This is a genomic window from Chryseobacterium sp. CCNWLW53, from assembly GCF_037083525.1.
Classification (GTDB): Bacteria; Bacteroidota; Bacteroidia; order Flavobacteriales; family Weeksellaceae; genus Chryseobacterium; species Chryseobacterium lathyri.
In genome coordinates, this window is record NZ_JBAOJR010000003.1 from 1 (window position 1) to 25,030 (window position 25,030).

General features: G+C 36.8%; 21 protein-coding genes. 3 read left to right on the forward strand and 18 right to left on the reverse strand.

Annotated elements, in window-relative coordinates; translation table 11 throughout:
• Nucleotides 1–121 precede the first annotated feature (121 nt).
• From V6R96_RS08990 to V6R96_RS09060, 15 genes are all read right to left on the reverse strand, one after another.
• Nucleotides 122–661, reverse strand: coding sequence for a hypothetical protein (locus tag V6R96_RS08990; protein WP_336379137.1), 540 nt, complete (start codon nt 659–661; stop codon nt 122–124).
• A gap of 1 nt (nt 662) precedes the next feature.
• Nucleotides 663–1,187 carry a hypothetical protein gene (locus tag V6R96_RS08995; protein WP_111960889.1) on the reverse strand — a complete coding sequence of 175 codons (525 nt, stop codon included), beginning with the start codon at nt 1,185–1,187 and terminating at the stop codon, nt 663–665.
• On the reverse strand, nt 1,184–3,940 hold the full coding sequence (locus tag V6R96_RS09000) for a hypothetical protein (RefSeq protein ID WP_336379136.1): 2,757 nt from the start codon (nt 3,938–3,940) through the stop codon (nt 1,184–1,186). The genes V6R96_RS08995 and V6R96_RS09000 overlap by 4 nt, the downstream gene beginning before the upstream one ends.
• Complete coding sequence (locus V6R96_RS09005; RefSeq protein WP_336379135.1) at nt 3,933–4,733, reverse strand: WxL protein host-binding domain-containing protein; 801 nt, start codon at nt 4,731–4,733, stop codon at nt 3,933–3,935. The genes V6R96_RS09000 and V6R96_RS09005 overlap by 8 nt, the downstream gene beginning before the upstream one ends.
• A 97-nt stretch (nt 4,734–4,830) precedes the next feature.
• Complete coding sequence (locus V6R96_RS09010; RefSeq protein WP_111960887.1) at nt 4,831–5,409, reverse strand: hypothetical protein; 579 nt, start codon at nt 5,407–5,409, stop codon at nt 4,831–4,833.
• A gap of 219 nt (nt 5,410–5,628) precedes the next feature.
• On the reverse strand, nt 5,629–7,968 hold the full coding sequence (locus V6R96_RS09015; protein ID WP_336379134.1) for a phosphocholine-specific phospholipase C: 2,340 nt from the start codon (nt 7,966–7,968) through the stop codon (nt 5,629–5,631).
• Between the two features lie 80 nt (nt 7,969–8,048).
• On the reverse strand, nt 8,049–9,524 hold the full coding sequence (locus tag V6R96_RS09020; protein ID WP_336379146.1) for a SusD/RagB family nutrient-binding outer membrane lipoprotein: 1,476 nt from the start codon (nt 9,522–9,524) through the stop codon (nt 8,049–8,051).
• A gap of 64 nt (nt 9,525–9,588) precedes the next feature.
• Nucleotides 9,589–12,732: a SusC/RagA family TonB-linked outer membrane protein gene (locus tag V6R96_RS09025; protein ID WP_336379133.1), complete on the reverse strand. Its 3,144-nt coding sequence runs from the start codon at nt 12,730–12,732 to the stop codon at nt 9,589–9,591.
• A gap of 411 nt (nt 12,733–13,143) precedes the next feature.
• Nucleotides 13,144–14,748: a hypothetical protein gene (locus V6R96_RS09030; protein WP_111960884.1), complete on the reverse strand. Its 1,605-nt coding sequence runs from the start codon at nt 14,746–14,748 to the stop codon at nt 13,144–13,146.
• A 105-nt stretch (nt 14,749–14,853) separates the two neighbouring features.
• Nucleotides 14,854–15,642 carry an SDR family oxidoreductase gene (locus tag V6R96_RS09035; protein ID WP_111960891.1) on the reverse strand — a complete coding sequence of 263 codons (789 nt, stop codon included), beginning with the start codon at nt 15,640–15,642 and terminating at the stop codon, nt 14,854–14,856.
• A gap of 274 nt (nt 15,643–15,916) precedes the next feature.
• Nucleotides 15,917–16,591, reverse strand: a complete 675-nt coding sequence (locus V6R96_RS09040) for a hypothetical protein (protein WP_336379132.1) — start codon at nt 16,589–16,591, stop codon at nt 15,917–15,919.
• A gap of 15 nt (nt 16,592–16,606) precedes the next feature.
• Complete coding sequence (locus V6R96_RS09045; RefSeq protein WP_336379131.1) at nt 16,607–17,095, reverse strand: hypothetical protein; 489 nt, start codon at nt 17,093–17,095, stop codon at nt 16,607–16,609.
• A 21-nt stretch (nt 17,096–17,116) separates the two neighbouring features.
• Nucleotides 17,117–18,343, reverse strand: a complete 1,227-nt coding sequence (locus tag V6R96_RS09050; RefSeq protein ID WP_336379130.1) for a 3-phosphoshikimate 1-carboxyvinyltransferase — start codon at nt 18,341–18,343, stop codon at nt 17,117–17,119.
• Nucleotides 18,344–18,432: 89 nt separating this feature from the next.
• Nucleotides 18,433–18,759: a nucleotide pyrophosphohydrolase gene (locus V6R96_RS09055; RefSeq protein WP_111960880.1), complete on the reverse strand. Its 327-nt coding sequence runs from the start codon at nt 18,757–18,759 to the stop codon at nt 18,433–18,435.
• Nucleotides 18,759–20,171, reverse strand: a complete 1,413-nt coding sequence (locus tag V6R96_RS09060; protein ID WP_336379129.1) for a hypothetical protein — start codon at nt 20,169–20,171, stop codon at nt 18,759–18,761. Before V6R96_RS09060 ends, V6R96_RS09055 begins: the two co-directional genes overlap by 1 nt.
• A 178-nt stretch (nt 20,172–20,349) precedes the next feature.
• Here V6R96_RS09060 and V6R96_RS09065 point away from each other — a divergent pair, with 178 nt between their 5' ends.
• Nucleotides 20,350–20,601 (forward strand): type B 50S ribosomal protein L31, encoded by a 252-nt coding sequence (locus V6R96_RS09065; RefSeq protein WP_111960878.1) that lies wholly within the window; start codon nt 20,350–20,352, stop codon nt 20,599–20,601.
• Nucleotides 20,602–20,859: 258 nt separating this feature from the next.
• Nucleotides 20,860–22,020, forward strand: a complete 1,161-nt coding sequence (locus V6R96_RS09070) for a GlmU family protein (protein WP_336379128.1) — start codon at nt 20,860–20,862, stop codon at nt 22,018–22,020.
• A gap of 58 nt (nt 22,021–22,078) precedes the next feature.
• Here the strand turns inward: V6R96_RS09070 and V6R96_RS09075 are convergent, their stop codons facing one another.
• The 3 genes from V6R96_RS09075 to V6R96_RS09085 form a co-directional block, all read right to left on the reverse strand.
• Nucleotides 22,079–22,456, reverse strand: coding sequence for a hypothetical protein (locus V6R96_RS09075; RefSeq protein WP_223560418.1), 378 nt, complete (start codon nt 22,454–22,456; stop codon nt 22,079–22,081).
• Nucleotides 22,457–22,549: 93 nt separating this feature from the next.
• Complete coding sequence (locus tag V6R96_RS09080) at nt 22,550–23,116, reverse strand: DUF6705 family protein (protein ID WP_336379127.1); 567 nt, start codon at nt 23,114–23,116, stop codon at nt 22,550–22,552.
• 17 nt (nt 23,117–23,133) lie between these two features.
• On the reverse strand, nt 23,134–24,477 hold the full coding sequence (locus tag V6R96_RS09085; RefSeq protein ID WP_336379126.1) for a hypothetical protein: 1,344 nt from the start codon (nt 24,475–24,477) through the stop codon (nt 23,134–23,136).
• A 139-nt stretch (nt 24,478–24,616) separates the two neighbouring features.
• Between V6R96_RS09085 and V6R96_RS09090 the strand changes: the two genes are divergently transcribed.
• Nucleotides 24,617–24,985, forward strand: coding sequence for a helix-turn-helix transcriptional regulator (locus V6R96_RS09090; RefSeq protein ID WP_336379145.1), 369 nt, complete (start codon nt 24,617–24,619; stop codon nt 24,983–24,985).
• Nucleotides 24,986–25,030: the final 45 nt, after the last annotated feature.

Consider the following 25,030-nt stretch of genomic DNA (forward strand, 5'->3'; position numbering starts at 1 on the left):
TGCGAAAGCGGGAGAGTAGGCCGCCGCCAGTTTTTATTAAAAGTCTCATACAACACAGTTTGTATGAGACTTTTTTTTGTTCTATATCTTAGGGAATTCATCATTAATAACTTATCACTCATTAATTACTTACGGTAAAAACTATTCTACTGTTATAAGTTGCTGCAGGAAGCGTTACAGATACACCGCTTACCTGGTATTGTATATTAATACCAGTATAAGATGTAACCGATAAAATAGTGGATATTCTGAATAATTCAACAGCAGTAAGAGGAACGGTAATATAATTAGTTCCACCCGATATAGCACATCCTACACAAAGTGTGGATCCATTGCTTGTTCTTTTTGCAGATAAAACCAAAGAACTGTTCCAGGTAGGGTTACCTTCATAATGTACATATACTTTGACACTTCCAAGTAATGCCGGTAAACCAACATTAATGCTAGCCTGGTTCGTCGGGCTGCTATAAGTCCCGCTATAGTCACTTCCCGCTTCTGTAATTGCGGGAATGGTAGCATTCCAGTTGGTAACAGGAACTGTTACAGATTGTGCTTTACTGTAAGAACAGAATATGAAAAAGAAAGTAAAGCAGATATAATACTTTATAGAAAATATTTTGCGATGAGCTATAATAGCAATAGGGTTGATTCCTTTTTTCATTTTATTCCGTGATAGTATAAGTTATAACAATAGGTGTATTGGTATGGGCAGAAAGATTAGCATAAGTGCTTACAGCAAGACTGATTGTTAATCTGTGGCCATTATTAGCTCCGGTTCCGGTAAATGCACCACCTATTCCTGTAATGATATTTGTAGCAGTTGTAGAAAGGGTAACTAGCCCGGATGATGTCCCTAATACTCCGCCACCGGCACCAGAAGCTGCAGCTGCCTGTATTCTTATGCTGACTCCGGGGATTAACTGATTTATAGAGGCTGTAATTCTTCTCGTAAGTCCTCCCGATGCAATAGCTGAAGTATAATTAACCCATTTGGTAGTATTGGCTGGGGGGACCGTTAAAGCCTGGCCAGCCTCAGTAGGTGCCGTAAAATTCAGAGTAAATGTTCCGGCAGGTTCTATATCCATTAAGGTCACAAGAGGAAGTGTCACAGCGATAGTGCTCTGAGAAAATATTGCGCAGGGGATCATAAAGAAAGTCAGATATATTATAGGTTCTTTTAATTTCATTTTTTCTTTTTTATTTCATTGTAGCCCACCTTAATTGTTTCCTGTTGATATTTAATTTCACTTTGCTGCTTGACGATATGAATAGCTATATTCTGTGTTTGTGACGGCTTAAGACTGCATTGAAATGAGTCAGCAGCTATTTTATACCGTTTGTCCAAACCGTTTCTGTAAAGTTTCACTTTCCATTCACCTGGCCGCAGATAAGTAAAATCAAATGTTTCTCCAATAAATGCTATTTTGCGGTAAGTCTGCTCACCATCTGATACTTCAATAATGATGCTTTGTCTCTTCTTTTTTTCTGTTTTAGACTGAAGCTGTACAAAGCTGTATTTATTTTTTTCATCATCTTCAGAAAGTAGGATAATCCCTTTAATAGTAGATGCAGTAGTGAGTCCGAAATTGAAAGAATTCTCTTTATTAATGAGATGCAATGATGCAGGCAAAGAAATATCTGGGATATCATTAATTTCTGTTGTAGAACGGTCTATTTCAAGAAAATAATCTCCAGGAACAATATTTTTAAAAAGATAATTCCCTTCTTTGTCTGTAATGGATAAATGGCTTCCAAGCATTAATTTGATTCCTTCTGTCTTTTTCACCCCCAGGTTACTGATGTTTCCTGCCAAAGAAGTATACTCGGCAGTTTTTTCTACCGGTACATTAAGGCGCAGAGTATAGCGTAAAGAAAATACAAAATCCTTATTACCCAGCTCACCGCGCTGTAATGAATACCTGCCCGAAAGATCAATATCGCTGCCAGGAAAAACCTGCTGATGAAATAATACTTCAAAAAGATTCCTGTCCCTGAAATATTCTTCCGGCATATAGTTATTCTGGTAAAAAAGACTTAAACTGGTCTTATCAGTAAACCTGCTGAAGATTCTGGCCCCATAATAAATCTGCTTCTGATTCTGCAACTGATATCTTGAAGTAATGGCATAGCTTGCATAGAGATTGAAGGAAGTTCTAAACTTTTCAAAGGATATATTGGTAGTATAGAAACTGGAATTTCCATTAAATCCACTCAGGTAATTATTGGTCTTTCCAAGCTGTCCCTGAAGGTTTACCTGAAACATTCCTACCTTTTGATCAATACTTACTTTAAAATATTGTTCATAATAATCAAACTGTTTAGGCTCCAGACGGTCCTGATACTTTTGAAACCCGTTATAAAACGTTACCAGACCGGTTGGAAGATATTTGTACTGTATCCCATACTGAAGAAAGCTTCTGTATGGCGCTGCAAGAAATAAAGTATCCCGTTGAAAATTTTTGGCATCCTGTACATAATTGGCGAATACATTAATTTTCTTAGAAACATTATACTGCAGGTTTCCGTTAAACGTGCTGGTGTTGGTAAAGTAGCCTGCAAATTCAGGACTGGTCCGCATGTACATTACATTGCCGTTAAGCTTTTCAAAAGAAGCCTGAGCCTGAGCCATATATGCTGTTCCTTCTAATTGTTCATTTTTGCTGTATGCAGCCTCTCCGGAAAAACTTATATTTTTTGAAATTTTGAATTTCCCTGCAGTGTAGGGAAGATGAGTTTCAGAATTCAGTCTGATATTTCCGAAATTAATTTCTCCCTTCCGCGGAATTTTGTAAAGATATCCTGCAGTGATTTCAGACTCCTTGTGGATTTTAAAGGTCGAGTAAATATTGAACTCATCCTTAATATCCCGAAAAAACCTGGGATGATTATAAAAGCCACCAAAGCTGATTTTTTTTAAATCATAACGAATTTCTGCTCCACGGCCGTATCTTGCAAATTCAGTTAAAAAAGAAGCTGAATACATTTTATCACCCAGATGAACAAAGAAGTTATTTCTTTTGTAATTAACAAAATATTCTTCATACTGAGTAAAAGAATTAAATTCTACAGGATTGTGAGATACAGCGCGAAATTCGATCTGGTTTTTATTTTCTTTGTCCAGACTTCCCTTTCCATATATTTCACCTTGAAATCCGTCATTGTAAATGCCCATATTTTTCATCCCGATAAATGATAAGGAAGCGGAAACAGGAAGCCTGTGGTAAATATCGTCTTCTACAGGTTTTACCGATATCACTTTTACGCTGACATAGGCTGTCTGATTTTCTTTAAGATTGTCCGGAGAGTAAACGGAAAGGTTGAGATTCTGAAATTCATTTTGACCAAGTTCTGCATTCGTGATTTTATAGATATTAATTATTTTTGATTCGTTCGGGGCTAAAGTTATAGATGCATCATGGTCAACTACGGCATTTTTACTTTCCAGAATGAGTCGTTCAGTTATATTTCCGTTGTTTTTTAAAAGAAAGGATGCCCGGATTGTTTCACCGGCTCTGATGAACTCCGGCGAATTTAATGAAGTCAGACTAAGCTTTCTGTTTCCGGAAATATGAACCTGGGAGATTTTGGTAAAAACCGTTCCGTCATATTGATCTCTTCCGTGTAGAATAACCGAATATATGCCTTGTGCTGCTTCCGCTGCAATTCGGATAGGAACAATATAAACTGTTTTTTCGTTGGCTGGTATTTTGAGTTCCGCTTTTTCTAAAATAGGGGTGAGGAAAGGACTTGAAGCAGTAGCAGTAATATCATATATCTTGTTTTCAGCTGACGTTTTTTCTAAGGCAAAGGAAATAGAAGTAGACATGCCCGGCATTAGGCTATCTTTTTTACTGACCAATGCATTGGGCAGCTGCTGAGAAAAAATATGTGCCGGGAATAGTGATAGTAGGACGATATATAAAATCCAGGTTTTAATCATTCTTAACTTCTAATTCCACATTGAGAGCAAATGCATTCTCTTCTTCATCGGTGGCAATCAGGACTGCTTTGTATTGATCTGCCGGAACTTGACTGATATCAATATGGAATGATTTGGAGGTATGGGGTAACAATCCCATTGCAATGCTCGAGTAGCTTCCCAATCGTTCTCCGGTTTTACGGTTGTAGATTTCAATGGCTACAGAGGATTTACAATAGAGATCGCCGTTATTAGCTATGGCAATTTTTGCGGTTTGTCTTCCGTCTTCTTTCTCTACTTTTACACTTTCAAATTTAAGGTCAGGTTTTGCTTTTTCAGATTCATAGTCAGTGATCACCTGGATAGCGTAGCGTATCACAGAAGTAATATTTACTCCTGCTTTATCATTGCTGGGCTTAATCTCTTCTACAGGTTCTACAATAATAACGCTCCAATAGCTTCCGGGATCGGCAGGCTGGTTGGGAACGGTAATTTCATAAAATACTTCGGTTTTTTCCTTAGCCTTCAGAGTGATCAGATTGGTATTAAGCTTTATCCAGTCGCCATTACTTCTGTTATTAGTACGTATTTCGGTATAATGTATAGATCCGTCAGCCTTATAGGTGAAATCCTGTAAGAATAATTTTACATTTTGCGGAGTGCTTCCTGTATTTTCAATCCCAATTTTTCCTTTATATACTTTTCCGTTTTCCACTTTGTAAGTATGGGTAAGACCGTTCAGGACCACGATACCCGCATGTAGAAAGCTAAATTGCAGCATCAGGAACATCAGAAAAAAAATACGCTTTATCATAATCATGTAAAAGTTTAGAATTTAATCGTTGACCATATAAAACCGAGAAGAAGCTGATAAACGACTTCTTCTTGTTTTATCTTAAATTGAAATGATATTAGTTATCTGCGATCGTATAAGTTACCGTAGCCACAGTACTAGCTGTTGCCTGCAGATCTGCATATACCGCTACTCCTCCAGGTCCGCTTCCTGCAGCTAGGGCATACGTAAGGTTGTGGCCATTATTGGCCCCGTTTCCTGTGTAAGCACTTCCAATCCCTGAAATAATAGTTTGGTCTGCTGCACTCAGTGTAAGCTGAGCTGCTGGTGTGCCTAATGTACCTCCACCACTACCTGTAGCCGCTGCTGCAGTTACATTGATGTCAATTCCGGGAATAAGAGCATTTACCTTCACAGATACATTACGTGTAGGGTCTGCCACAGATTTGATAGATGAATAATTCAGCCAAAGGGTGTTATTGGAAGTAGTCGGAGTAATAGGATTACCTGCTTCTGTTGGAGCTGTAAATCCCAATGTAATGTTCTTCGTTGCAGCTGGCTCAATATCTACCAATGCAACTTCAGGAATAGAAATTGTGATGGTGTGATTGTCAGTATTGGTATCCTGCGCTTGTAAGTTGCCGGAAATTGCAGCAGTAATAAAACATACTGCAAGGCTTAATGTTGATTTTTTCATGACGCTGTTAATTAGTTAGGTGAATTTAATCAAAATCAGTCAATAATATCAATAAAATTATCTTGTTTAAATATTATTAACTATTTCATTACAATATTCTATTATTCATCAAAATAATTACATGTAAATTATATAAAACCAGCATCTTAATCTATGATTGTAATCATAACAAAAGCCTTACACAATTTGTGCAAGGCTTTACTTCTTATCATTTTTTGGTTATGCCCAGTGAGGATCTGAAATGGAAACTTTTCCGGTTTCCGTTCTTCCGGCAAAATGCCAGATATGATCGTCAAATATTACTTTTAGATCATACCAGCCTTTATTTTTATTGAGATCAACTGTTATTTTTTCTTCTGTTTGATGTAAGGCGATTGTTTTTTTCTTCTTTTCATACAGATCTTCCAAAACAACAGATACGTTTGCCTTTTTCTTTCTGAAAACCAATTCTGCCTGATTCTTCAAACCGTTATCAATCAGCTGTACTTCTATGTCAGGATTATTTCCGCTGAATTTCCGGAAAAAACCATTGGGCCCGAAAACTTCATAATCATATTTTCCGGAATTTACAGTATGTGACAGCTCCTGTCTAGAATAAAGGGCATAAGAGAAGTGGTAATTATTGCTATTCAATTGCATTCTGTCATAAACTAACAAAGGAACTCCGGCTTCTTTTAAATTGGTCATTTTGATCTTGCTGTTTTCCAGATTGACATGGTAATGATAAGGAAGCGGATGGGAAGGTTTGATCCCCCTTTCCTGAATTTCAAGAAGACTGTCGCTGATTTCATTTTCTTTATACCATTTAAGATCCGGAACAGGCTTGCTTTTGGCAGCATTGATGGTCTTTGCATAATCTTTTTGATCCAGATAATCCATCTGTGGAGCCTGTGTGTTGGAAGAATTAAAGGCAGAAGTCAGATCGCCGCAAATCGCCCTTCTCCAGTCGCTGATAGTGTCAACTTTAACATCTTTCCGGTATTTTTTCTGAATAAATTTCTCCAGAAACTGCAGAACGGAAGTATGATCGGAAACCTCAGAATTGACAAAGCCGCCTTTCGTCCAGGGTGATGCAATGATCATCGGAACCCTGTAGCCTAAACCAACAGTGCCTTCTATTCTTTCATGGTCTTTCAATGGAAGAACAGACATGTATTCCTGGGATTTATCCACATATTCCACCCCTTCTTTACCATTCATATCAACCGGTTGGCTCGGGTTGAGTGGTGGGGCAAATGGAAGAACGTGGTCAAAATAGCCGTCGTTTTCATCATAATTGATCATGAAAATGGTTTTTTTCCAGGTTTCAGGATCTTTGGTAAGAATATTTAAAACTTCTGAAATATACCAGGCACCATACCACGGTGATCCCGGATGGTCAGAAAAATGTTCAGGAGCCACCAGCCATGAAACCAGCGGAAGTTTTTTCTCTTCCACATCTTTTCGGAACTGGAACAGTACATCTCCTTTTGGAACGACCAGCCTTTCTCCGTTTTCGTCACTTCCGATTTCTAAGTTCCAATAGTCAGGATTATTACTATTAGTTGTAAAGGCTTTTTCGTGAAGGTTTTTTTCCTGCTGTGAAAGTTTGGAATAATTTTCGGGAGCATATTTGATCTGGTCTTCTTCAAGCTCAGCAATCATTGCTTCCAGTTTTTTCTTCTGATCCGGTTTTTTTCCGGTTTCCTCTTTCAGGTAAGCAATAATTTTAGGAATATTCTGATGATAACCTTTTGAAAACTTGACATTGAATTTTGAAAACCATTCAATGGGATTATCGGTGAAATTACTCAGCCACGCTTCCTGTTCTCCGGACATTCCTTTGGGAAGACTGATCTCGTTCTGGTAGATTTTCCACGAAACATTCTGTTCCTCCAATAATTCAGGAAAGCTTTTCCAGCGTGCCTGTCTGGCTTTATCATAATCAATGTTTTCATTGTAGACATTTGCTTTTACTTTACCGTTCTGTTGCTCCCTGAGAGTACCGGACCAGTGAAAAAGTCTGTTCGGAGTGGTTCCTGTAAGTGAAGAGCAAAAATATTGATCAAATATGGTGAATGCATCTGCCAGCTGATAATAAAATGGAAGATCTTCCCGATTATAATAGCCCAAAGTAAGCGGAATACTTTTGTAGTCTTTATTTCCGGAGGCTTTAAACTGCAGCCACTTGTCGTATTTTCTTTTGTTTAATGCTTTCTGCTGATCCGACCAGGAATGGGGCAGAGAGCTCATCCACGTAGATTTAGTATTTCTGAGATCTAATCTTGCAGGAGCAGCATATTTTCCTGCATCATCCTTTTGAAAAAAAACGGAATGTCCATCCTCTTTAATGAAAGCTCTTTTGTCAAGGAAGCCCCTTACTCCTTTCAATGCTCCGAAAGCATGGTCAAAAGAACGGTTTTCCTGCATCAGGATCACTACATGTTCCGCATCATAAAAAGTAGACAGTGCTGCCGGTTCAATGGCCAGTGCTTTTAAAATAGCAGGGTGAAGAACGCTTGAAGTTCCCAGCCCGGCCAGCAAAAGGCTTGACTTTTCTAAAAATTCTCTTCTGTTCATGTTCAATCAAAATAAGAAATAAACCGCAAGTTATTGGATTTTCCTGCGGTTTATCTGTTTTTTATATAAATATTAAGTTCTTACTGCAGCCACCATGGTTTAGAATTGATATTATCATTTCCTCCGTACTGGGAAGCCAGTGCGGCTTTTAAATTGGTGCTGTTATAGCTGTACTCGGCTTGCGGATACCTGAATCTGAATGGCGCAGAAACTCCTGTCTGCAGAGGGTAATTTGGATAGCCTGTTCTTAAATAATCATAATAAGAGGTCCATTGGCTCTGATGGAACATCGTCATATATTTTTGAGTCATGATCTTTTCCAAAGAGGTTTGAAGAGGATCAGCCTCATTGTAAACGACTAATGGGGTTGCCAGATACTGATTCACATTAAAGCCTGAGAAATATTGTCCCGGATTTTTTACATAAGTCTGATAAAAACTAAAGCTCGCTTTTATGGCATTGTCATAATGTGTTTTTGCCGGTCCCGGGATCCATCCTCTGGCTGCTGCTTCAGCAAGGATAAATTCCAGTTCGGAATAACTTAAAACAGAAGAAGGCTCATTGGTAGGATCTTTATAAAAACGGTCATTTACCTTAGAGATATTTTTTGCTGTAATCAGTGCTGCATTGTCAGAATAGGAAGACGTTGGGTTACCTCCATTGTATCCTGTAAAATCTGTCACGGGTTTTCCTGCCTCTTTCGCGCCTGTAGTTTGAGCTGCAAAAGTGAACAGACGTGGGTCTTGTCTGGCCTTAAAAAGGTTAATAAAATAATCAGCCATGTATAAACTTGATCCGTAACCACTGTTATTGAACATAGTATATCTGCTGTCTGCCACATCAGCAAATTTAAGCTCTCCATTATCTGAAATAGATGTCATTAATGCCTGGCTTCCTGCAATAGACGCAAATTCAGTGGCTACATTATAGCTTCCCAGGGTAGATTTTTTAGACATGGTTATTAAGATCTTCAATCGGAAAGAGTTGATCAGCTTTTTCCATTTTGAAGCATCACCGTTATAGATAATATCGCCTTCAATTTTATCATTGGTATTGATGAGATCATTGGCTTCTTTCAGTTCTGATAAAATGCCGGCCATTACTGTTTCCTGGCTGTCGTATTTCGGCTGGGTAATTCCGGATTCACCTTTGGCAGCTTCTGTGTATGGGATACTTCCGAATTTTAAACTTAAATTAAAAAAATAATAGGCTCTGTAGAATTTACCAATAGCAGTGTAGTTCTTATTATTAATTTTCTCAGCTTCCTGCATCATTTTTACTGTGTTCAGAAGCCCTTTGGTGTATACTTCGAAAGAGGCGTCGTTCCATTTCATGTACTGATAAGTGTTTTCTCCGTCTGTACCGATCATCATTCTTGAGGCATACATATTGTCGCCGTTGATCTGGAAAGCATCTTTTGAAACATACGTCAGGAGAACTTTAGGATCTACACTGGCCTGATCATTAGGGTTTTCGTTGATTTTGTCAAGATCGGTCTCGCATGAAGTGAGAATCAGCAGTCCTGCAAAAGCTGCCGACTTTAGCCATTTGATCATTGTATTATTTTGCGGTTTCGCTATAAAATTGATAGTCTTTTTCATTGTTCAGGATACTTTTTAATTAAAATTTAAGATTAAACCCGATGCCTAACCATCTGCTGGAAGGATCCTGGATATCATTGTTATCTTTCTTGAGCTGGTAATCCGGGTCGGAATAAAGATTCTTAGACTTTTTCCACATGGCCAGATTGTAAGCTGAAATATTGGCTGTGAAATTTTTGATCATTCCTTTTGGATTAAGGAGATAAGAAAAATCATATTCCAGGACTACAGATCTCAGTTTGATAAAAGTTCTGTCGAAAACATTTGCAAACAATTCACTTTCATCCTCTGTTACCCTTGCCTGATAAGGATAATTCTGTGCCCAGTCCTGAAAGCTGATCGGCTTTGTGTGTGGGGTATAGGTTCCGGTAGCCGCATTATAATTAACACCGTCCGGTACAAAATAATACGTTCCCGGATTGGCATATTCAAGGTCTCTGTAAGCTGTTGAGTTCGGATGTTTTCCGCCCCACCACATTTTTTCTACGACCTGGGATCTCATGACACCCCCTATGCTTCCGTCAATTCCGATATTCAGGGATAACTTTTTATATTTAAAAGTATTATTGAAACCAAAAGTCCAATCCGGGTTGAAGTGGCCCAGGTTATTTTGGGTATCCGCTCTTGTAGGCATTCCTGTGGCAGCATTCAGAATTACTTTTCCGTCCGGGGATTTCTTCCAGGTATAATCGTAGTAGCTGTCCATTCTTTCGCCAAGCTGGATATTGTTGTAGTTCGGCATATCGCCATAAATAGAAGTAAGCTTCTGTTCATACGTACTCCAGTTGATTAAAGATCTCCAGGTAAAATTGGCTGTTTTTACAGGAACCAGGCCTAAAGAGATCTCTAAACCTTTTGTTGTATACTCGTTTCCGTTTACATATTGAGAAGTAAAACCTGATGATGGAGCAGCCGGGAATTCCAGGATATTGTTATAATCCAATGTACTGAAATAAGTAACATCTAAAGTAACTCTGTTCTTGAATAAGCCTGCGCTTAAGCCCAATTCATAAGATTTGGTCTGCTCCGGCTTTAAAGAATTTTCCACATTGAGTATGGTTGGATAGTTGAACATCGGATTTCCGTTAAAGGTGGCTCCTTTATTATTCAGATAATAATTCCTTATCGAATAGGGCTGGAAATCATAAGCTACCTTGGCCCACGAAGCTGAAAGTTTTAAAAGATTAACAGCTTCCGGCATTTTAACAAGGTTCGAAATAACCGCACTTACCGATGCAGAAGGATAAAAATAAGATCTGTTGGCTTTCGGAAGGGTAGAGGACCAGTCATTACGTCCTGAAACATTGATGAAAAAAGCATTGTACAATCCAATATCAATCGTTGAATAGGCACTGTAGATCAGCTTTTCCTTAAGATAATCATAATACTTTATAGCTCCGGTAGAGTTTTCCAGGGTATACAGTTCCGGAATTTTCAGCCCGTCTGTTGAAGCATTGTCGATATCGTTCTTATAATAGAATGTTGATCCTCCGGCATTGATTGTAAAATCGAAGTTATCTGATATCTTTTTCTTGTAGGTGGCTAAGATATCGGAGTTCATATTCCATGTTTTGGAATCATTAAGGAGATAACCTCCACTTCTTGGAGCACTGTAGTTGAAGTAAGAATAAGGACTTAATATTTCCTGTTTGTTGTGATTTTCAACAATGGATATTTTCCCTTTTACTGAGAAATCTTCAGTGGCTTTATATTCCAGACCGGTCTGTGCATTAATGATGTTGGTCCTGTTTTTATTCTTGTAATATTCGGCTCCGAACCATGGATTATTGTACCATGCATAATTCCAGTTAGCCTGTGCAGTACCTTCTTTCCCCGGGATCCACATGTGGTTTTTAAGGTCTCTTCCGTCTACATCCGCTCCCATCCAGATCAGGATGGTGTACATGTGCCCGCTTGGGTTATAATCGTAGTTGGGAATATTGGGCGTGAATGTTTGGTTGAAATTGAATTTGGTATCGAAGGTTAATTTTTCTCCCAAATGATTTTCAGAAGAAAAGTTCACACCATAGCGCTGAAGATAGGAACCGGGAATTCTGTCGTCATAATTCATAAAATTTCCGGATAGCCTGTAGATATCTTTATTGTTTCTATAGCTTACTGCAAAACTGTTATTATTGATCACCGCAGGCTTTAAAAAGGTATCTAAGTTATCATGATACTTCCAATCGATAGGCACTCTTTCATATCTTGATTTGTCATTGTACTGAGTTCCTGCTACCGCACCGTACCACGGAATCACCTGTCCTGTCATCTTATCTCTGATCGGGCTGTTCCACTGCGCAATTTTCAGTCCGGGAACAAATTTCGGACCCCAGATCATGTCACCATCATTCACACCACCGTCAGCTCCGTCCCAGAATTCATATTTTCCATGTGATCCGTTTCCGTACTCGTTTTGGGTTTTCGGAAGATTGGTAAATCCTGCCGTCACCATCGTATTTTGTGAAAATTCTACAGAAAAACCTTTTTTCCTGGCACTTTTAGTGGTGATTAAAACAGCTCCATATCTTCCTCTTGAACCATACAGTGCAGAAGCGGTTGCTCCTTTCAGAACATTGATGTTTTCAATATTGTTGGGATCCAGGTTCTGAAAAACTTCTCTCTCAACAATTACCCCATCGATCACGAAAACCAGATTGGAGTTTCCTCTCAACGTAAATTGCGGAGCCTGCTGCATTCCTGTAGGGTTGGATACATTAAGGCCGGCCACCTGTCCTGAGAATAAATTTCCTATACTCGGAGTGGTAATGGTTTCAAACTGTTTGGTGCCGACTTCCTGGGTGGCATAGCCTATCTTTTCTTTCTTTTTGGCAATTCCTAAGGCGGTAATAACGATACCTTCAATTTGTTTCTCATCCGCTTTTTTCAAAACAACAGCATACTGTCTTTTGGAAGAAACCTCCACAGTATACATTGAAAAATCAGGAGCATAAAATTCAAGGACGTCTTTAGGATTGGCAGAGATTGTAAAATTACCGCTTTCATCCGTCACCGTCGTTTTCCCGGTGTTTTTGTCGGTAATGCTTACTCCGGAAACACTGGAACCGTTTTCGGATTTTACATTTCCGGAAATGTTAATTTCTTGGGCAGTAAGGTAAAGGGGGAGTAAAAAAACAGCAAAAGTAGCTAAAGTCTTCTTCATTTTTTTTGAGGACAAATTTAGCGGTGCAGTGTTACCAGTATTTTAATGTGGTATTAAAATAAAAATACTATTTTAATATTTTTTAACAGGAATATTTAACATAATAATAAAACTGAAAAGGATGTTATACTTTAATATTTCCTTTTATTATACTATATATTATGCCTTTAAAAATCATTGCATTTTCATCAAAATTTCTTACTAACTGAAAACGAATGCTTATTCAGTGATGCAACCCCACTTCTTTGCTTATCTAGAAATAGAACACACTTCTTTAAACTTTGCATTAAAAAAAACATATGATTTAACGCAAAGTTCGAGTTTTGTGATGCTTTATTTAAGAATGCAGACCAGTAATCAATTAAAAATTGATTTGCCGAAGATTGTGGATAAATAAGAATGAAGATCTTTTTAAAATCTACTCAGGATCCCCCAATGGATTTTAATATCGTTAAACTTAAACGGATTTCCAAACTCATTACCGTTTGAAAGCTGGAAACTCATCAATCCGATCGGGATAAAGAAGTTGAATCCAAGCCCTACACTGTAAAGTTTAGGTTTAACATTTAAGGATTTGTTGTTAAGCTGTCCGTACTGCCCAAAGAAATCAAAGAATGCCTGACTTCCAATGAGGTACCGGTATTCCAGGCCTGCGTAATAATAGAAGTCAGCGGCAAGGGATTTCTCATTGAACCCGCGCATAGAATTCCAGCCCCCGAAACGATACAGTTCATTGGCAGAGAATTCAACCTTGGAATCCATCATGGCACCTTCTGCCTTTATATTGAGAAAATGGTTTCCGGAAATATGATAATTATGTTCGCCGAAGAAATAAAACTGATTCTGGTTAGCCTTAATATTATCTTTGGTATAGGTCGTTGTCAGGTAATCATAGCCGGCATTGATCCTTGTCTTGTAAAGGAAAAGATCAATATCTGTAGGTTCTGTCATTTCAAACCAGATTCCGAGCCCTTTTTTATTATAATCCTTACCCTGAACATATAAAGTGTCTATGATACTGGAGGATTCCAGGGTGCCTCTGAGTCCGATCTTGTTGCGGTTATTGATATGATAATAGAAAGCAGGAAGGAATTTTACATTCGCAAAAGTAGAATCCTGTCTGAAAATATTGACTTTCAGGTTCATCCCTACATTAGATTTTAGAAGATAAGGAATGTCAGTCTGAAGATCAAAAGTCTGCCCTTTATCCGGGTTTCTCTGCCAGTAAAGATTGACAGTTTCAAAGCCGTTGAACATATTCCTGAAGTTGACGTTCAGGGTTCCGTTCAATGTGAATTTTTCTGTTTTATCGTTCCCGAAACCGATCACCCCATCAAACGTATTGGTCTTTTTCTTTTCCATAAACAGGTAAATGCTTGTGGAGTCTTTAGTGAATAAGGTTTGGGGAGGCCGTTCAAGGGTTACAAAAGCATGGCTCTGAAAATTTTTGCTGATGGCCAGAAGATTTTTGTCATCATATGTCTTTCCTTTGAATTCTTTTTCCAGGTTTTTCATAAACCTTTTAGGAACCCTTTCGTAACCTTTGACTACAAAATTGTCAATCTTCCGCTTATCATTTTTGTTAATATCCAGTTCTATGACAGGATAACCGTTTTTCTGGCCTTTATATTTAGATTTAAGACGGCTGAAAGAATATCCGTCATCAATATATCTTTTGTTGATGCTTTTCTTGGTTGAATCTAAATTTTTAGTAAAAAAATCCTTCTGGATCTTTAATTTCAAGGCAACAGAATCAGAAAGGTCTACATAGGTTTCATTAAAATTTTTTCCTTTATCATAGAAAATTTCTGTACTGTCACCTTTCACTTTCACCTCTTTCAGCTTAGTGAAGAAGTAATTGCTTTGGGATAGGGAATCCAGAAATTTCACTGCTGAAACAGAATCATTTACCTTTTTTCTGATATTGGTTTCTGTATCAATAAGCCAATACTGCTTCTTCTGCGCTTGTACAAAAACGCAGAACAGGATAAAAAATATTTTTAGAAATAACTTCAATGTTCAATTTATATAAACCATTAACAGAGCATGCTTATAGTTCTTAATAACTCAATATATCTTAACGGTTTAAAAGCAGTTTCAATAATTTTTTAATAACTGAAATTAATCCAGTTTATTATATTTTTTCATCAGATTTTCATAGGTTCCCTGAGGAAGAATCCATTTCAGCGGAACACCAATCTTTTGTCCGAATTTACCAAAATAATAATGAGCTTTCCATTTATTTTTATCCAAAAGCTTTTCGACATAAGCTGCCACTTCAAGAGGTTCGGTTCCGTCTCCTACATGCGAGTTCATCAAGGTATAAACTTTATCAAATATGCTTTTGTACGGTTCGGAAACCTGTGTTTTTACTCTGTTCTCTGCGATATTTGTTTTGATATCGCCAAGATGAAGTGAGCATACATCGATGTTCCATGGATACACCTCATACCTCATGGCTTCAGTTACCTTATCCAAAGCTGATTTGGAGGCAGAATAAAAGCCCCGGAACGGAAGTCCCATTTCACTTCCTATACTTGAAATATTGATGATTTTTCCGAACTTATTTTCACGCATTGTCGGAAGAACGGCACTCATCATCTGGACAGCTCCTACAAGATTCAGGTTGAACAGTTTTAAAATGTCTTCCTTAGTAGAATCTTCCACAGCCCCTACCATTCCCATTCCTGCATTGTTGATCAGTATATCGATCTTTGATTCTGTTTTTAAAACTTCAGCAATAGCATTCTGAACGGCCGTATTATCGGTAACATCTGTCGGAATAGACCTGAAATACTGACTTTCCGTATGTTTCCGGCTTAAACCGTATACTTTATGGCCTTTTTTTCCGAAATATTCGGCCAGTACAAAACCTATTCCTGATGAGGTTCCAGTGATGATAATAGTCATTGGATTGTTTATAATTTTAGACTTTTGTTTTTCTTCCGGCTGCTGTGTCTCAGCACAAACCGTATTTTCAGCAAATGTAAAAAAAGAAACAGGAACTCTATTATTTATTACGGTATAATTGTTCAGAAACAAAATCATCAGCTATCATCTTATTTTTCTGAATAGGTAAGTGAAAAGGTATTTATAAATGTGGATAACTCTGTGGATAAGTATGTGGACAACGTAAAAAAGAAATAAGCAGAATAAAAATTCTGCTTATTTATCTGGTTGATTTTCAGTAATTCAATTCTTTTTTTAAGCCGGCTACTTTAAATTTGTTTTCCCCAATCCTGAAATTGTTCATTTTGATCAAAGTTTTAAATGGATGGACAAATTCTTTGTGAACATCTTTCGGAATATCCTTTTCTTCATCATCACAGGAGGAATATTCTTCATCTGTAATTACTTTCCCTGTTGAAAAATTGATCTCTGTCAGGTAATTGAACTCACAGGTGTCTTCAAATCTGTCATGAGAACCAATGAGGTAGAAATCACCATTCTGAAATCTGAAAGTATGTTGATAAGTCTGTGTATGTCTCGAATTGGTATTGAATATTTGGGTAATAGAGAGCGTGTTATTTTTAATAGATAGTTCCGGTGGCGTATTATCTTCTGAATAAAACCCCATTCCGCTGGAAAAAAGAACCGTATTGTTTTGTTTCCAGATCTTAAGTTTTCCGTCTATATTTTTTAGAATAAAGAATGTTCTCAGGAAATCATCGTGGTCATCCGTATTAATTTTTTTATAGGTATTGAAAATAATTACCGTTTCATCTTGTCCGTCTTTGTCCAGATCTCCTTTGGCTTCGGCAATTTTTTGATAACCTTTCGGTGCTGTAAAATCTTTCAGGTTCTGGGCATACAATTCTACAATTAATAAAGACGCAGCAAGAGAAAAAAGTTGTTTCATTTTAACAGGATTAAATTATGAACCAAAATCCTCTTTCTTAACATCTGTCTTTTCCAGATTACACATGCAGCCTTTGATGGTTTTATACACTCCTGTAATATCAGTTTCTTTTCCTTTGCTGTCAGTGACAGTAATGCCGGTAGAAAACGATTCATCTTCTGCAGTGTAGGTTCTGAACAGTTGATATTTGTAGTTGTTTTTGGTAAATGTCAGATAGCTGAGGTCCATGCCTGCATTTTGTTTTCCGCCACCTCTATGGTAAGAGCTGTATGTAAACTGCTTCCAGCTTTCTTTGGTTCTTGTGGCTGGAAATTCCATTTCTACACGGTCTTTACTTCCAAACCGATATTGAATGTAACTGTTCTTTTTATCTTTAACCAAAGACATGGTCTTACCATTTTTCGTCTGAAATGAAAAAATAGTCTCCTCATTAGGCAACAGATACTGTGCCCATGAAAACATAGGGATCAACAGAGAAAAAAAGAATACATGCTTTTTTATCATATTAGAATTTTTCAAAGCTTACTATCCTTTAATCATTATGTCATTCAGGTCTTTCCAGAACATCGGATAAGACTTTTCCACGACATCCTCCTCTTCAATAGTAAGTTCTTTAATAAGGCAGAAAGGAGCAAAACTCATCGCCATTCTATGATCCTGGTAAGTGGCAATAGAAATATTTTCTTCCGGTTCCCCGAAACTCACAGATTTGATGGTAAGGTCTGTAATTTCTGTTTCAGTGCCCAGTTTTTTCAGTTCATTATATAAAGCTTGCAGCCTGTCGGTCTCTTTTACTCTTAAAGTGCCCAATCCGGAAATTTCAAAAGGAGTTTTTAAGGCTGCTGCTGTTACACAAAGTGTCTGGGCAATATCCGGGCAGTTATTCATATCCAGGACGATTTTTTCCGGGAAAATAAAATCAGGTTCCGGCTGAAGGGTAATCTTATGTTCGTCTTCAGTAAAAATCGTATCAATACCGAAAAAGTCTTTATAGATCTTGGCAATGGCAGAATCTCCCTGGGTGGATTCTTTGTAAAAGCTTTTCAGATGGATGGTTTTTCTTCCCAGTGCACAGATCGAGTAGAAGTACGAAGCCGAGCTCCAGTCACTTTCCACTTCGTAACTTGTGGCGGACAATTTGCCATTCACATCAAACGGCTCCACTTTAATGGTGTTTCCTTCAAAGCTGTTTTTTATTCCGAATCTTGTCAGGATATCCAGCGTCATTTCTATATAGGATCTCGAAGTAACTTCACCCACCAGGTTAATCTCCAGTCCGTTTTCAAGTTTCCCGGCAATCAGAAGCAAGGAAGTAATGAACTGACTGGATATATTGGCCGGAACATTGACCTGTTTTTGAGTGATTTTCTTTCCTGTGATCTTTAGCGGTGGGAAGCCTTCATTTTCCAGATATTCAATTTCAACACCCAGGTCTTTTAATGCGTTGACTAGATTTTTAATGGGTCTTTCCTTCATCCTTTTGGATCCTGTAAGAACAGTGGTTTTCCCTTCAAAGATAGAATAATAAGAAGTAAGGAAACGCATGGCTGTTCCTGCGTGGTGGATGTCTACGGTTTCTGTATTTTCAGACAGTGCTTTTTTCAGCAGCTGGGTGTCCTGGGAATTAGACAGATTCCCGATCTGTATATTCTTGAATAAACTTTCTAAAATCAACAAACGATTCGAAATACTTTTCGAACCGCTGATCTGAACTGTTTTATCTGATGCTAATTTTGATTTTTCTAACTTCATTATTTCTGCAATTTAAAAGATATTTAGATAACAGGCGTCAGATATCAGATTGTTTTAAAGTCTGATATCTGACATCTCATATCTATTTATTATTTCAACTTCTCGTTGTTCTGATGCCGTTCTTTATCACGGTCTGTTTTGATTTTCATTTTCTTGTCGAAAGCTTCCTGTAAGTTCACTCCGGTCTGATTGGCTAAACATAAGGTAACAAACAGTACATCTGCCAGCTCTTCACCGAGATCTTTGTTTTTATCGCTTTCCTTTTCGCTTTGTTCACCATATCTTCTGGCGATGATGCGGGCTACTTCACCTACTTCTTCGGTCAGCATAGCCATATTGGTCAGTTCATTAAAATAGCGGACTCCTATGGTTTTTATCCATTCGTCAACCTGTTCCTGCAACTTTGTGATTTCCATTATTGATAGGCTCCAAGGGTAGGGTTAGTTGTTCTTGACACATTCACAATATCAAAAGGTACAGTTCCGGCTACAGTGACGTTGCCTTTTCCTCTTGCGGGAGATGTTGTTTTTACCCGTAGGTTCATCTTCGCTGCAAAATAATTGAGGAACTGAGGATCCTGATTTTTAATACTTTGTATTACATTAGGACTGGTGTCAAAATTAAATCCGGCTTCGGGTACTCCTGAATATTTGATGAGGGAGTTTTGAATAAGGAATTCAAACTGCTGTCCCGGTGTCTGCTCAAAATTAACCGAATTATCCCTGTCTGAAAAGACGATACTGTTTTTTATATCAAGTCGTTGAAGCGCTCCCTGTTCTGTAGTTCCTGCGGCATTTTTCCATTCATTGGCTGCCATAATTCCATTCCTGTTAAAAGATCCCATTGTTTTAGAATAATTCGCAATTGTAGCATGGGTATAGCTGTGATTTCCACCTCTGAAAATCCCGATACACGATTCTCCACAGTTGTTCATCACTAAATTATTAGCCGTAACCGTTGAACCCACTGCATAAATACCATATTCAAAGAAAGTATGGATGAATGAGTTTTTGATATTTGCCGTATTTTGTTTCATATCCAGTCCTCTTATTCCTCCGAAAAGTCTTGCAAAATTCATATTGAGGATAGAATTGGGTTCCATTCGGATAGAATTCCAGTTCTTGGGAATTGTATCATAATATGGGTCATTTCTGTCTCCACGCAGGATCACTTCATTATCAAAAGCTCCGTTGATGTTTAAGGTTGCACCAGATGACACCTTCATACCGCTGTTTTTGTGAAAGTAAACTTTAGTTCCCGCCTGGATATCCAGTGTGATATTGGGATTGATGGTTAAATCTCCATAGATGATCTTGGCCTTATTATTATTATTCCATGTTGTATGGGTAGCAATTACATTAGGATTGCCTGGTGTTTCGATGAAAAATTCCGCATCCTGAACAACGGAAAATAAAGTCACATGTTGCTGTCCAGCACCACTGCTGAAAAGGATCTTGTCTTCAGCTATAGCCTCGGGTCCGGTAGCTTCAGGTGCGATTTCCACAAAAATATACATACTGTCTTTCTTTCTCAATGGTACATCCTTGAAATCATAGCCTGGTTTCCCATCTACATTGATCCTATATAATGATGCACTTCCTTTTTCCAGATTGATCCTTGGGATTAAAACATCCTTATCCTCATTATTATATACTTTTACAAAATATGTTTCAGAACGTACCTGGTGATAGACCGTATCACAGAATACAGTGTCCTTTGAAAAACTTAACTGCTGTGATGGAGCATCAAAAGTAATATCATCTTTATTGCACGATACTGCTACAAGAAGTATCCAAAAAGAAAAAGCCAGTAATAGTTTGATTTTCATCGAAATTTAAGTTTAAGATTTCAAATTTAACGAAAATACTTTGAATTTCTTATCTATAAAAAATATTGAATCTGGTATTTGTATATTTGAAAAAATGTTGTACTTTTGCAACCTAAAATTAGCAGAGAAATACCATTACTATTTCGGAAGCAAACTTTAATTTTTTAAAAATTGTATTATGAAAAAAGGAATCCACCCAGAAAATTATAGACTTGTTGTTTTCAAAGATATGAGTAACGACGAGGTGTTTCTTTGCAAATCTACTGCAGAAACAAAAGACAGTATCGAATATGAAGGACAAGAATACCCATTAATCAAAATGGAAATCTCTTCAACTTCTCACCCTTTCTACACTGGTAAAGTGAAACTAGTTGACACTGCAGGTAGAGTTGATAAGTTTATGAACAAATACAAAAAATTCGCTAAGTAATTTTTTGTTACCAAACATACTGAAGTCTTCCAATTTATTGGGAGACTTTTTTTATTTTAGAAATTAGAATAACGGTAAGGTATATTTGGAAGGCACATATTGATCCTGAATTCTGAAATCTAAATTTCAAATTCTATTTCCAGCTATTTTCGTATTTTTGTTTTGAACAGAAATTAGATGCTCCGAATTGTTAGCAAATCATTATCTCAACTTTGGATCTCTAACTTCTAACTTCTAATCTCTAACTTCTATATTACAATGCAATTAGTATTTTCAGATGCCCAGTATTGGGAAGATTTTCTTCCGTTAACTTTTACCCGTCCTGTTGCCGCTATGCGATGCGGAATCCTTACCTTTTCCGAGCGGTGGCAGAAGGTCTTAGGAAATACTGAGGTGTCTTACTTTACCGAAAATTATCTTCAGAATAAATTTAAATCCCCTGAAGATATAGAAAGCTTATTTCTAGTCACTAATTTTCTGCCGACCGAAACAGTCATCCAGCAGATTAAAGATCTTAAGCAAGGGGAAGCCTTAGTTTACGAAGATGAACTGATTGCCGCCAGGATCAATATGAAAGGTTTTTCCCTGAACCAAATCGAAAAGATGACGGATATAAAAGAGAAACTGACTTTCTTTAAAAAGCCTGCAGACTTATTTACGTATAATCATCTTGCCATCGATTTTGATTTCAATTTGCTGACTGAAGGAAGAACTTCACAGGAATTATCTTCCACCAATGGATTTTTAGGGGATAAAAAAGATCTTTTCATTGAAGAAGGTGCCCAGGTGGAATTTTCTACCATCAATACAAAAACAGGAAAAATCTATATCGGGAAAAATGCTGAGGTGATGGAAGGCTGTAATCTCCGTGGACCGATCTCTCTCGGAGAGGATTCCAAGTTTAATTTAGGATCGAAAATTTATGGTGCCACGACTGTTGGTCCTCACTGCAAAGTGGGAGGCGAAGTGAATAATATCATTATATTCGGATATTCAAGTAAAGGACATGAAGGCTTTGTTGGAAATTCCGTGATCGGCGAATGGTGTAATTTCGGGGCAGATACGAATTCTTCCAATCTTAAAAACAATTATAGCCAGGTCAAATTGTGGAGCTACAGAACGAAAGCTTTTGAAGACACTGGGCTTCAGTTTGCGGGTCTTATTATGGGTGACCACTCTAAAACAGCGATCAATACCCAATTGAATACCGGAACAGTAATAGGGGTCGCTTCTAATATATTTAAGCCTGGTTTTCCGCCAAACCTTGTGGAGAATTTCTCATGGGGCGGAAGTAAAGATGATGAAAGGTTCAAGCTAGATAAAGCCTATGAAGTGGCAGAAAGAGCAATGGCAAGAAGAAAAGTTGTTTTAACGGATGACGATAAAGCTATACTGAAACATATTTTTAATACGTATTAAATGATAAAAACCTCCATTTGGAGGTTTTGTATTACTTTTTCATTATGACTTTTGTTGTCTAATTAATATTTTTAATTTCAAGGTTTGCAGCCTTTAAAATAAGTTCTGTTACTTCATAAAATTTCCCGTGATATTCTTTTGAAATTCCATGAGTATAGAATTTCTTCTCCGTATTATCTTTCTTAAAGTAAATCGAATTACTACCTCCATCTAAGATTCCAATAAGATAATTTTGTTTTTTTGGCAATTCTAGTTCTTCTTGTTTTATGTTTAAAATAATATCAGAAATTTGCTGATACTGCTCATAAGAAATCCTTTTATTATCAAAGTACTCTCCTCTTCTAAAGATTTTTACTATTACAGGTCTTGTTCTCTTTTTATAAGTAGGAATCAATGTAATTGTTAATTTATCTCCTCCTATTACAACAGCATTCATATGATTAAACTGAATGAACTCAGAATTGACATTCTTTACTGTACACGAAGCCAACAGAACTAACGAACAGATTATTAATAAAAAACTTTTCATTTATTGCTTCGTTAGCACAATATCTTTTGGAAAATTGATAGGGAAATCACCATACTGCTCTACATATGCATTATGTTGGCAATTTTCATCAATAAAACTTGGAAGATATTCAAAATGTAAAGTCATTTGGTTTCCTGTAAAACTTGTAATATCAAGAAAAGCTTTTTTATTACACATATTTTTTGGGGAAAAGTATATTCTTTTCCAGTTTTCGTTTACTAAACTATTTCCAATACCTCTAAATTCAGGAGATTGATCATCAAAATTTGTAATCCTATCTATTTCTATCGTTCCATTTGATGCGATTATTTTTCTTTCACCAAATATTTTATCTTCATAAAATGGTTTATTCCCACTATAATAATATTTCACTTTCTTTAATTCTAAATAAATTGTTTTACCGCCCCAATTTCCTTTCCAAAGGCCTACATATTGATCAAGTTCATTATTAGTATCTTTTAGGTACGCGTTATCAGGAAGATTATCCAAACTAGTATTTAAAGGATAAATTTGTGCTTTACAAGAAATTGTAATGATTGAAAGTATGATTAAAAATATTTGTTTCATAATTTTATGTTTTTATTCTAAGGACAATTTGATTCGTTTAAAGTTCCATTAGTATTAAGACCAAGTTTTGTATTTCCAGTATCTGTGGTTCTAAATAATACAAGTCCGGTCATATTCATTTTAGTTTCCATAAAGTTTAAAAATTGTTTTTCTAATTTTTGCATATCATAGGTTACATTACCACTTACATTAGCTACACTTCTTGCTTCATTTAACTTTTTTGCATATAAATCATTTAAATCATCATATTGCTGTTGCGTATAATTAGGGAAAGCAGTTGCAGATGATCCGTCAAAATTAAATGAATAATTTCCATTGCTTGTTACTACAGTAAGCGTAAGATTATTTAAAGGGATTTTAGGAGTATTTGTTGCTACAGCATTCCAGCCTTGTGCCCAAACAATCCATTGATTAAATAAAATGATATCTCCTGGTGAAAACATCGGGTATAATGTATCGTAATGAGAATGCATTAAAGTAGTGGTATTTGAAAATATTTTCATATCTACCTGGCTGGTTCCGGGTTTGTTTTGAAGCATTTGATTTTGTAATGACCCATCAGGATTAATGTCAATTCTATACCCACTTTCATATCCATTTCCTGTTTTTCCTTCCAGGTCTATAATATTATTTTTGAAAGTAGGATTGATTGTTATTACTTTCAATTTCGAACAAGGATCCTGTTCTTCGGGCGGATCAGGATATTCATACCCATTATTTCCATCTCCACCACCATCCATTCCAATAGGATCAAATGTCTTTGGCGGGATACCTCCACCTCCCTGGAATTCACAATTGGTAACTGATTTTACATAAGGGACACAATTCGGCTCATTATCGGAACATCCTATTGATAACCACCTTGTAGTACATACAAAAGCAGATACTTTAGATGATATACTTTTATTTGTATTGATTACTTCATCATATTTAGTGACATTAGAATAGACGGCAAGATTAAAAAATTCAATCAGGTCCTTATCAGCTTTTTCGTAAAAAAACACTTTATCTCCTGTTCGCACCGCCTCCATTAAAAGTACAACCTTATTGTCTTTAATAATAGGAACTAATGCATATGTTTCATTAAAATTACCAAAAGTCATGGCATAATCCCAATTCATTTCACCATATTGAGTCCTTACATGTTCTAGGTTGGCATGCTTCAGGAAAACCTGCTGTACTTTGTCTATATAGACCTCGTCTTCCTTCCATAAGCTCTGGGAAGCATATTTGGCAGCACTAAGATTTTCAGTAGATGCGACAGGGCTTTCCTGTGGAAATAGATCTTCGCTGCGGCAGGACCATAGAAGAGCCATAAAGGCTGTCAGAAAAAGCAACCTGAGAATAATTTTTTTCCCCATTTTTCATTTGTTTTTTAGGTTATTAAATATAATTCTTTTTTATAACTCTACAAATGTGTGAAAAACAATTGGAGAAAATGCAGTCAAAAATTACTGATATCCGTATTATTTTTCTAAAAGAAAAAAATATGTAATTTTGATGAAAATACTTTGTGCTATGACTTTAGGTGAAAAGCTGAAAAAAGCGAGGATCAACAAAAACTTTACACAGGAATATCTTGCGGAAGTTCCACGTGTATCTCAGAAAACATATTCTAATTTTGAGAATGATAAAAGCAAACCTGGCTTTTCGCAGGTAGAAGAAATTGCAAAAATCCTGGATGTAAGTGTTTTAGATTTTTTAAGTGGGGACAGTATTACTGTAAATCAAAATAATAATGATGTTGCAATAGCACAGAATTATGCAACAATTAATGCTTCTGAAAAATTAATAGAACAGTATGAACAAAGACTAAAAGATAAAGACACAGAGATTGCTTATCTCCGAAAACTTATCGATAAAAATTAAAACTTCAAAATTTTGAAGTTTTTTTTATTTATGATGTAATAGAAT

Excerpts from the sequence above, each read along its gene's own strand:
- V6R96_RS09040 (WP_336379132.1), bottom strand. The coding sequence starts at position 16,591 with ATGAAACAACTTTTTTCTCTTGCTGCGTCTTTATTAATTGTAGAATTG.
- V6R96_RS09090 (WP_336379145.1), top strand. The coding sequence starts at position 24,617 with ATGAAAATACTTTGTGCTATGACTTTAGGTGAAAAGCTGAAAAAAGCG.
- V6R96_RS09015 (WP_336379134.1), bottom strand. The coding sequence starts at position 7,968 with ATGAACAGAAGAGAATTTTTAGAAAAGTCAAGCCTTTTGCTGGCCGGG.
- V6R96_RS09045 (WP_336379131.1), bottom strand. The coding sequence starts at position 17,095 with ATGATAAAAAAGCATGTATTCTTTTTTTCTCTGTTGATCCCTATGTTT.
- V6R96_RS09000 (WP_336379136.1), bottom strand. The coding sequence starts at position 3,940 with ATGATTAAAACCTGGATTTTATATATCGTCCTACTATCACTATTCCCG.
- V6R96_RS09005 (WP_336379135.1), bottom strand. The coding sequence starts at position 4,733 with ATGATAAAGCGTATTTTTTTTCTGATGTTCCTGATGCTGCAATTTAGC.
- V6R96_RS09080 (WP_336379127.1), bottom strand. The coding sequence starts at position 23,116 with ATGAAACAAATATTTTTAATCATACTTTCAATCATTACAATTTCTTGT.
- V6R96_RS09025 (WP_336379133.1), bottom strand. The coding sequence starts at position 12,732 with ATGAAGAAGACTTTAGCTACTTTTGCTGTTTTTTTACTCCCCCTTTAC.
- V6R96_RS08995 (WP_111960889.1), bottom strand. The coding sequence starts at position 1,187 with ATGAAATTAAAAGAACCTATAATATATCTGACTTTCTTTATGATCCCC.
- V6R96_RS09065 (WP_111960878.1), top strand. The coding sequence starts at position 20,350 with ATGAAAAAAGGAATCCACCCAGAAAATTATAGACTTGTTGTTTTCAAA.
- V6R96_RS09070 (WP_336379128.1), top strand. The coding sequence starts at position 20,860 with ATGCAATTAGTATTTTCAGATGCCCAGTATTGGGAAGATTTTCTTCCG.
- V6R96_RS09085 (WP_336379126.1), bottom strand. The coding sequence starts at position 24,477 with ATGGGGAAAAAAATTATTCTCAGGTTGCTTTTTCTGACAGCCTTTATG.
- V6R96_RS08990 (WP_336379137.1), bottom strand. The coding sequence starts at position 661 with ATGAAAAAAGGAATCAACCCTATTGCTATTATAGCTCATCGCAAAATA.
- V6R96_RS09050 (WP_336379130.1), bottom strand. The coding sequence starts at position 18,343 with ATGAAGTTAGAAAAATCAAAATTAGCATCAGATAAAACAGTTCAGATC.
- V6R96_RS09035 (WP_111960891.1), bottom strand. The coding sequence starts at position 15,642 with ATGACTATTATCATCACTGGAACCTCATCAGGAATAGGTTTTGTACTG.
- V6R96_RS09075 (WP_223560418.1), bottom strand. The coding sequence starts at position 22,456 with ATGAATGCTGTTGTAATAGGAGGAGATAAATTAACAATTACATTGATT.
- V6R96_RS09055 (WP_111960880.1), bottom strand. The coding sequence starts at position 18,759 with ATGGAAATCACAAAGTTGCAGGAACAGGTTGACGAATGGATAAAAACC.
- V6R96_RS09010 (WP_111960887.1), bottom strand. The coding sequence starts at position 5,409 with ATGAAAAAATCAACATTAAGCCTTGCAGTATGTTTTATTACTGCTGCA.
- V6R96_RS09060 (WP_336379129.1), bottom strand. The coding sequence starts at position 20,171 with ATGAAAATCAAACTATTACTGGCTTTTTCTTTTTGGATACTTCTTGTA.
- V6R96_RS09020 (WP_336379146.1), bottom strand. The coding sequence starts at position 9,524 with ATGATCAAATGGCTAAAGTCGGCAGCTTTTGCAGGACTGCTGATTCTC.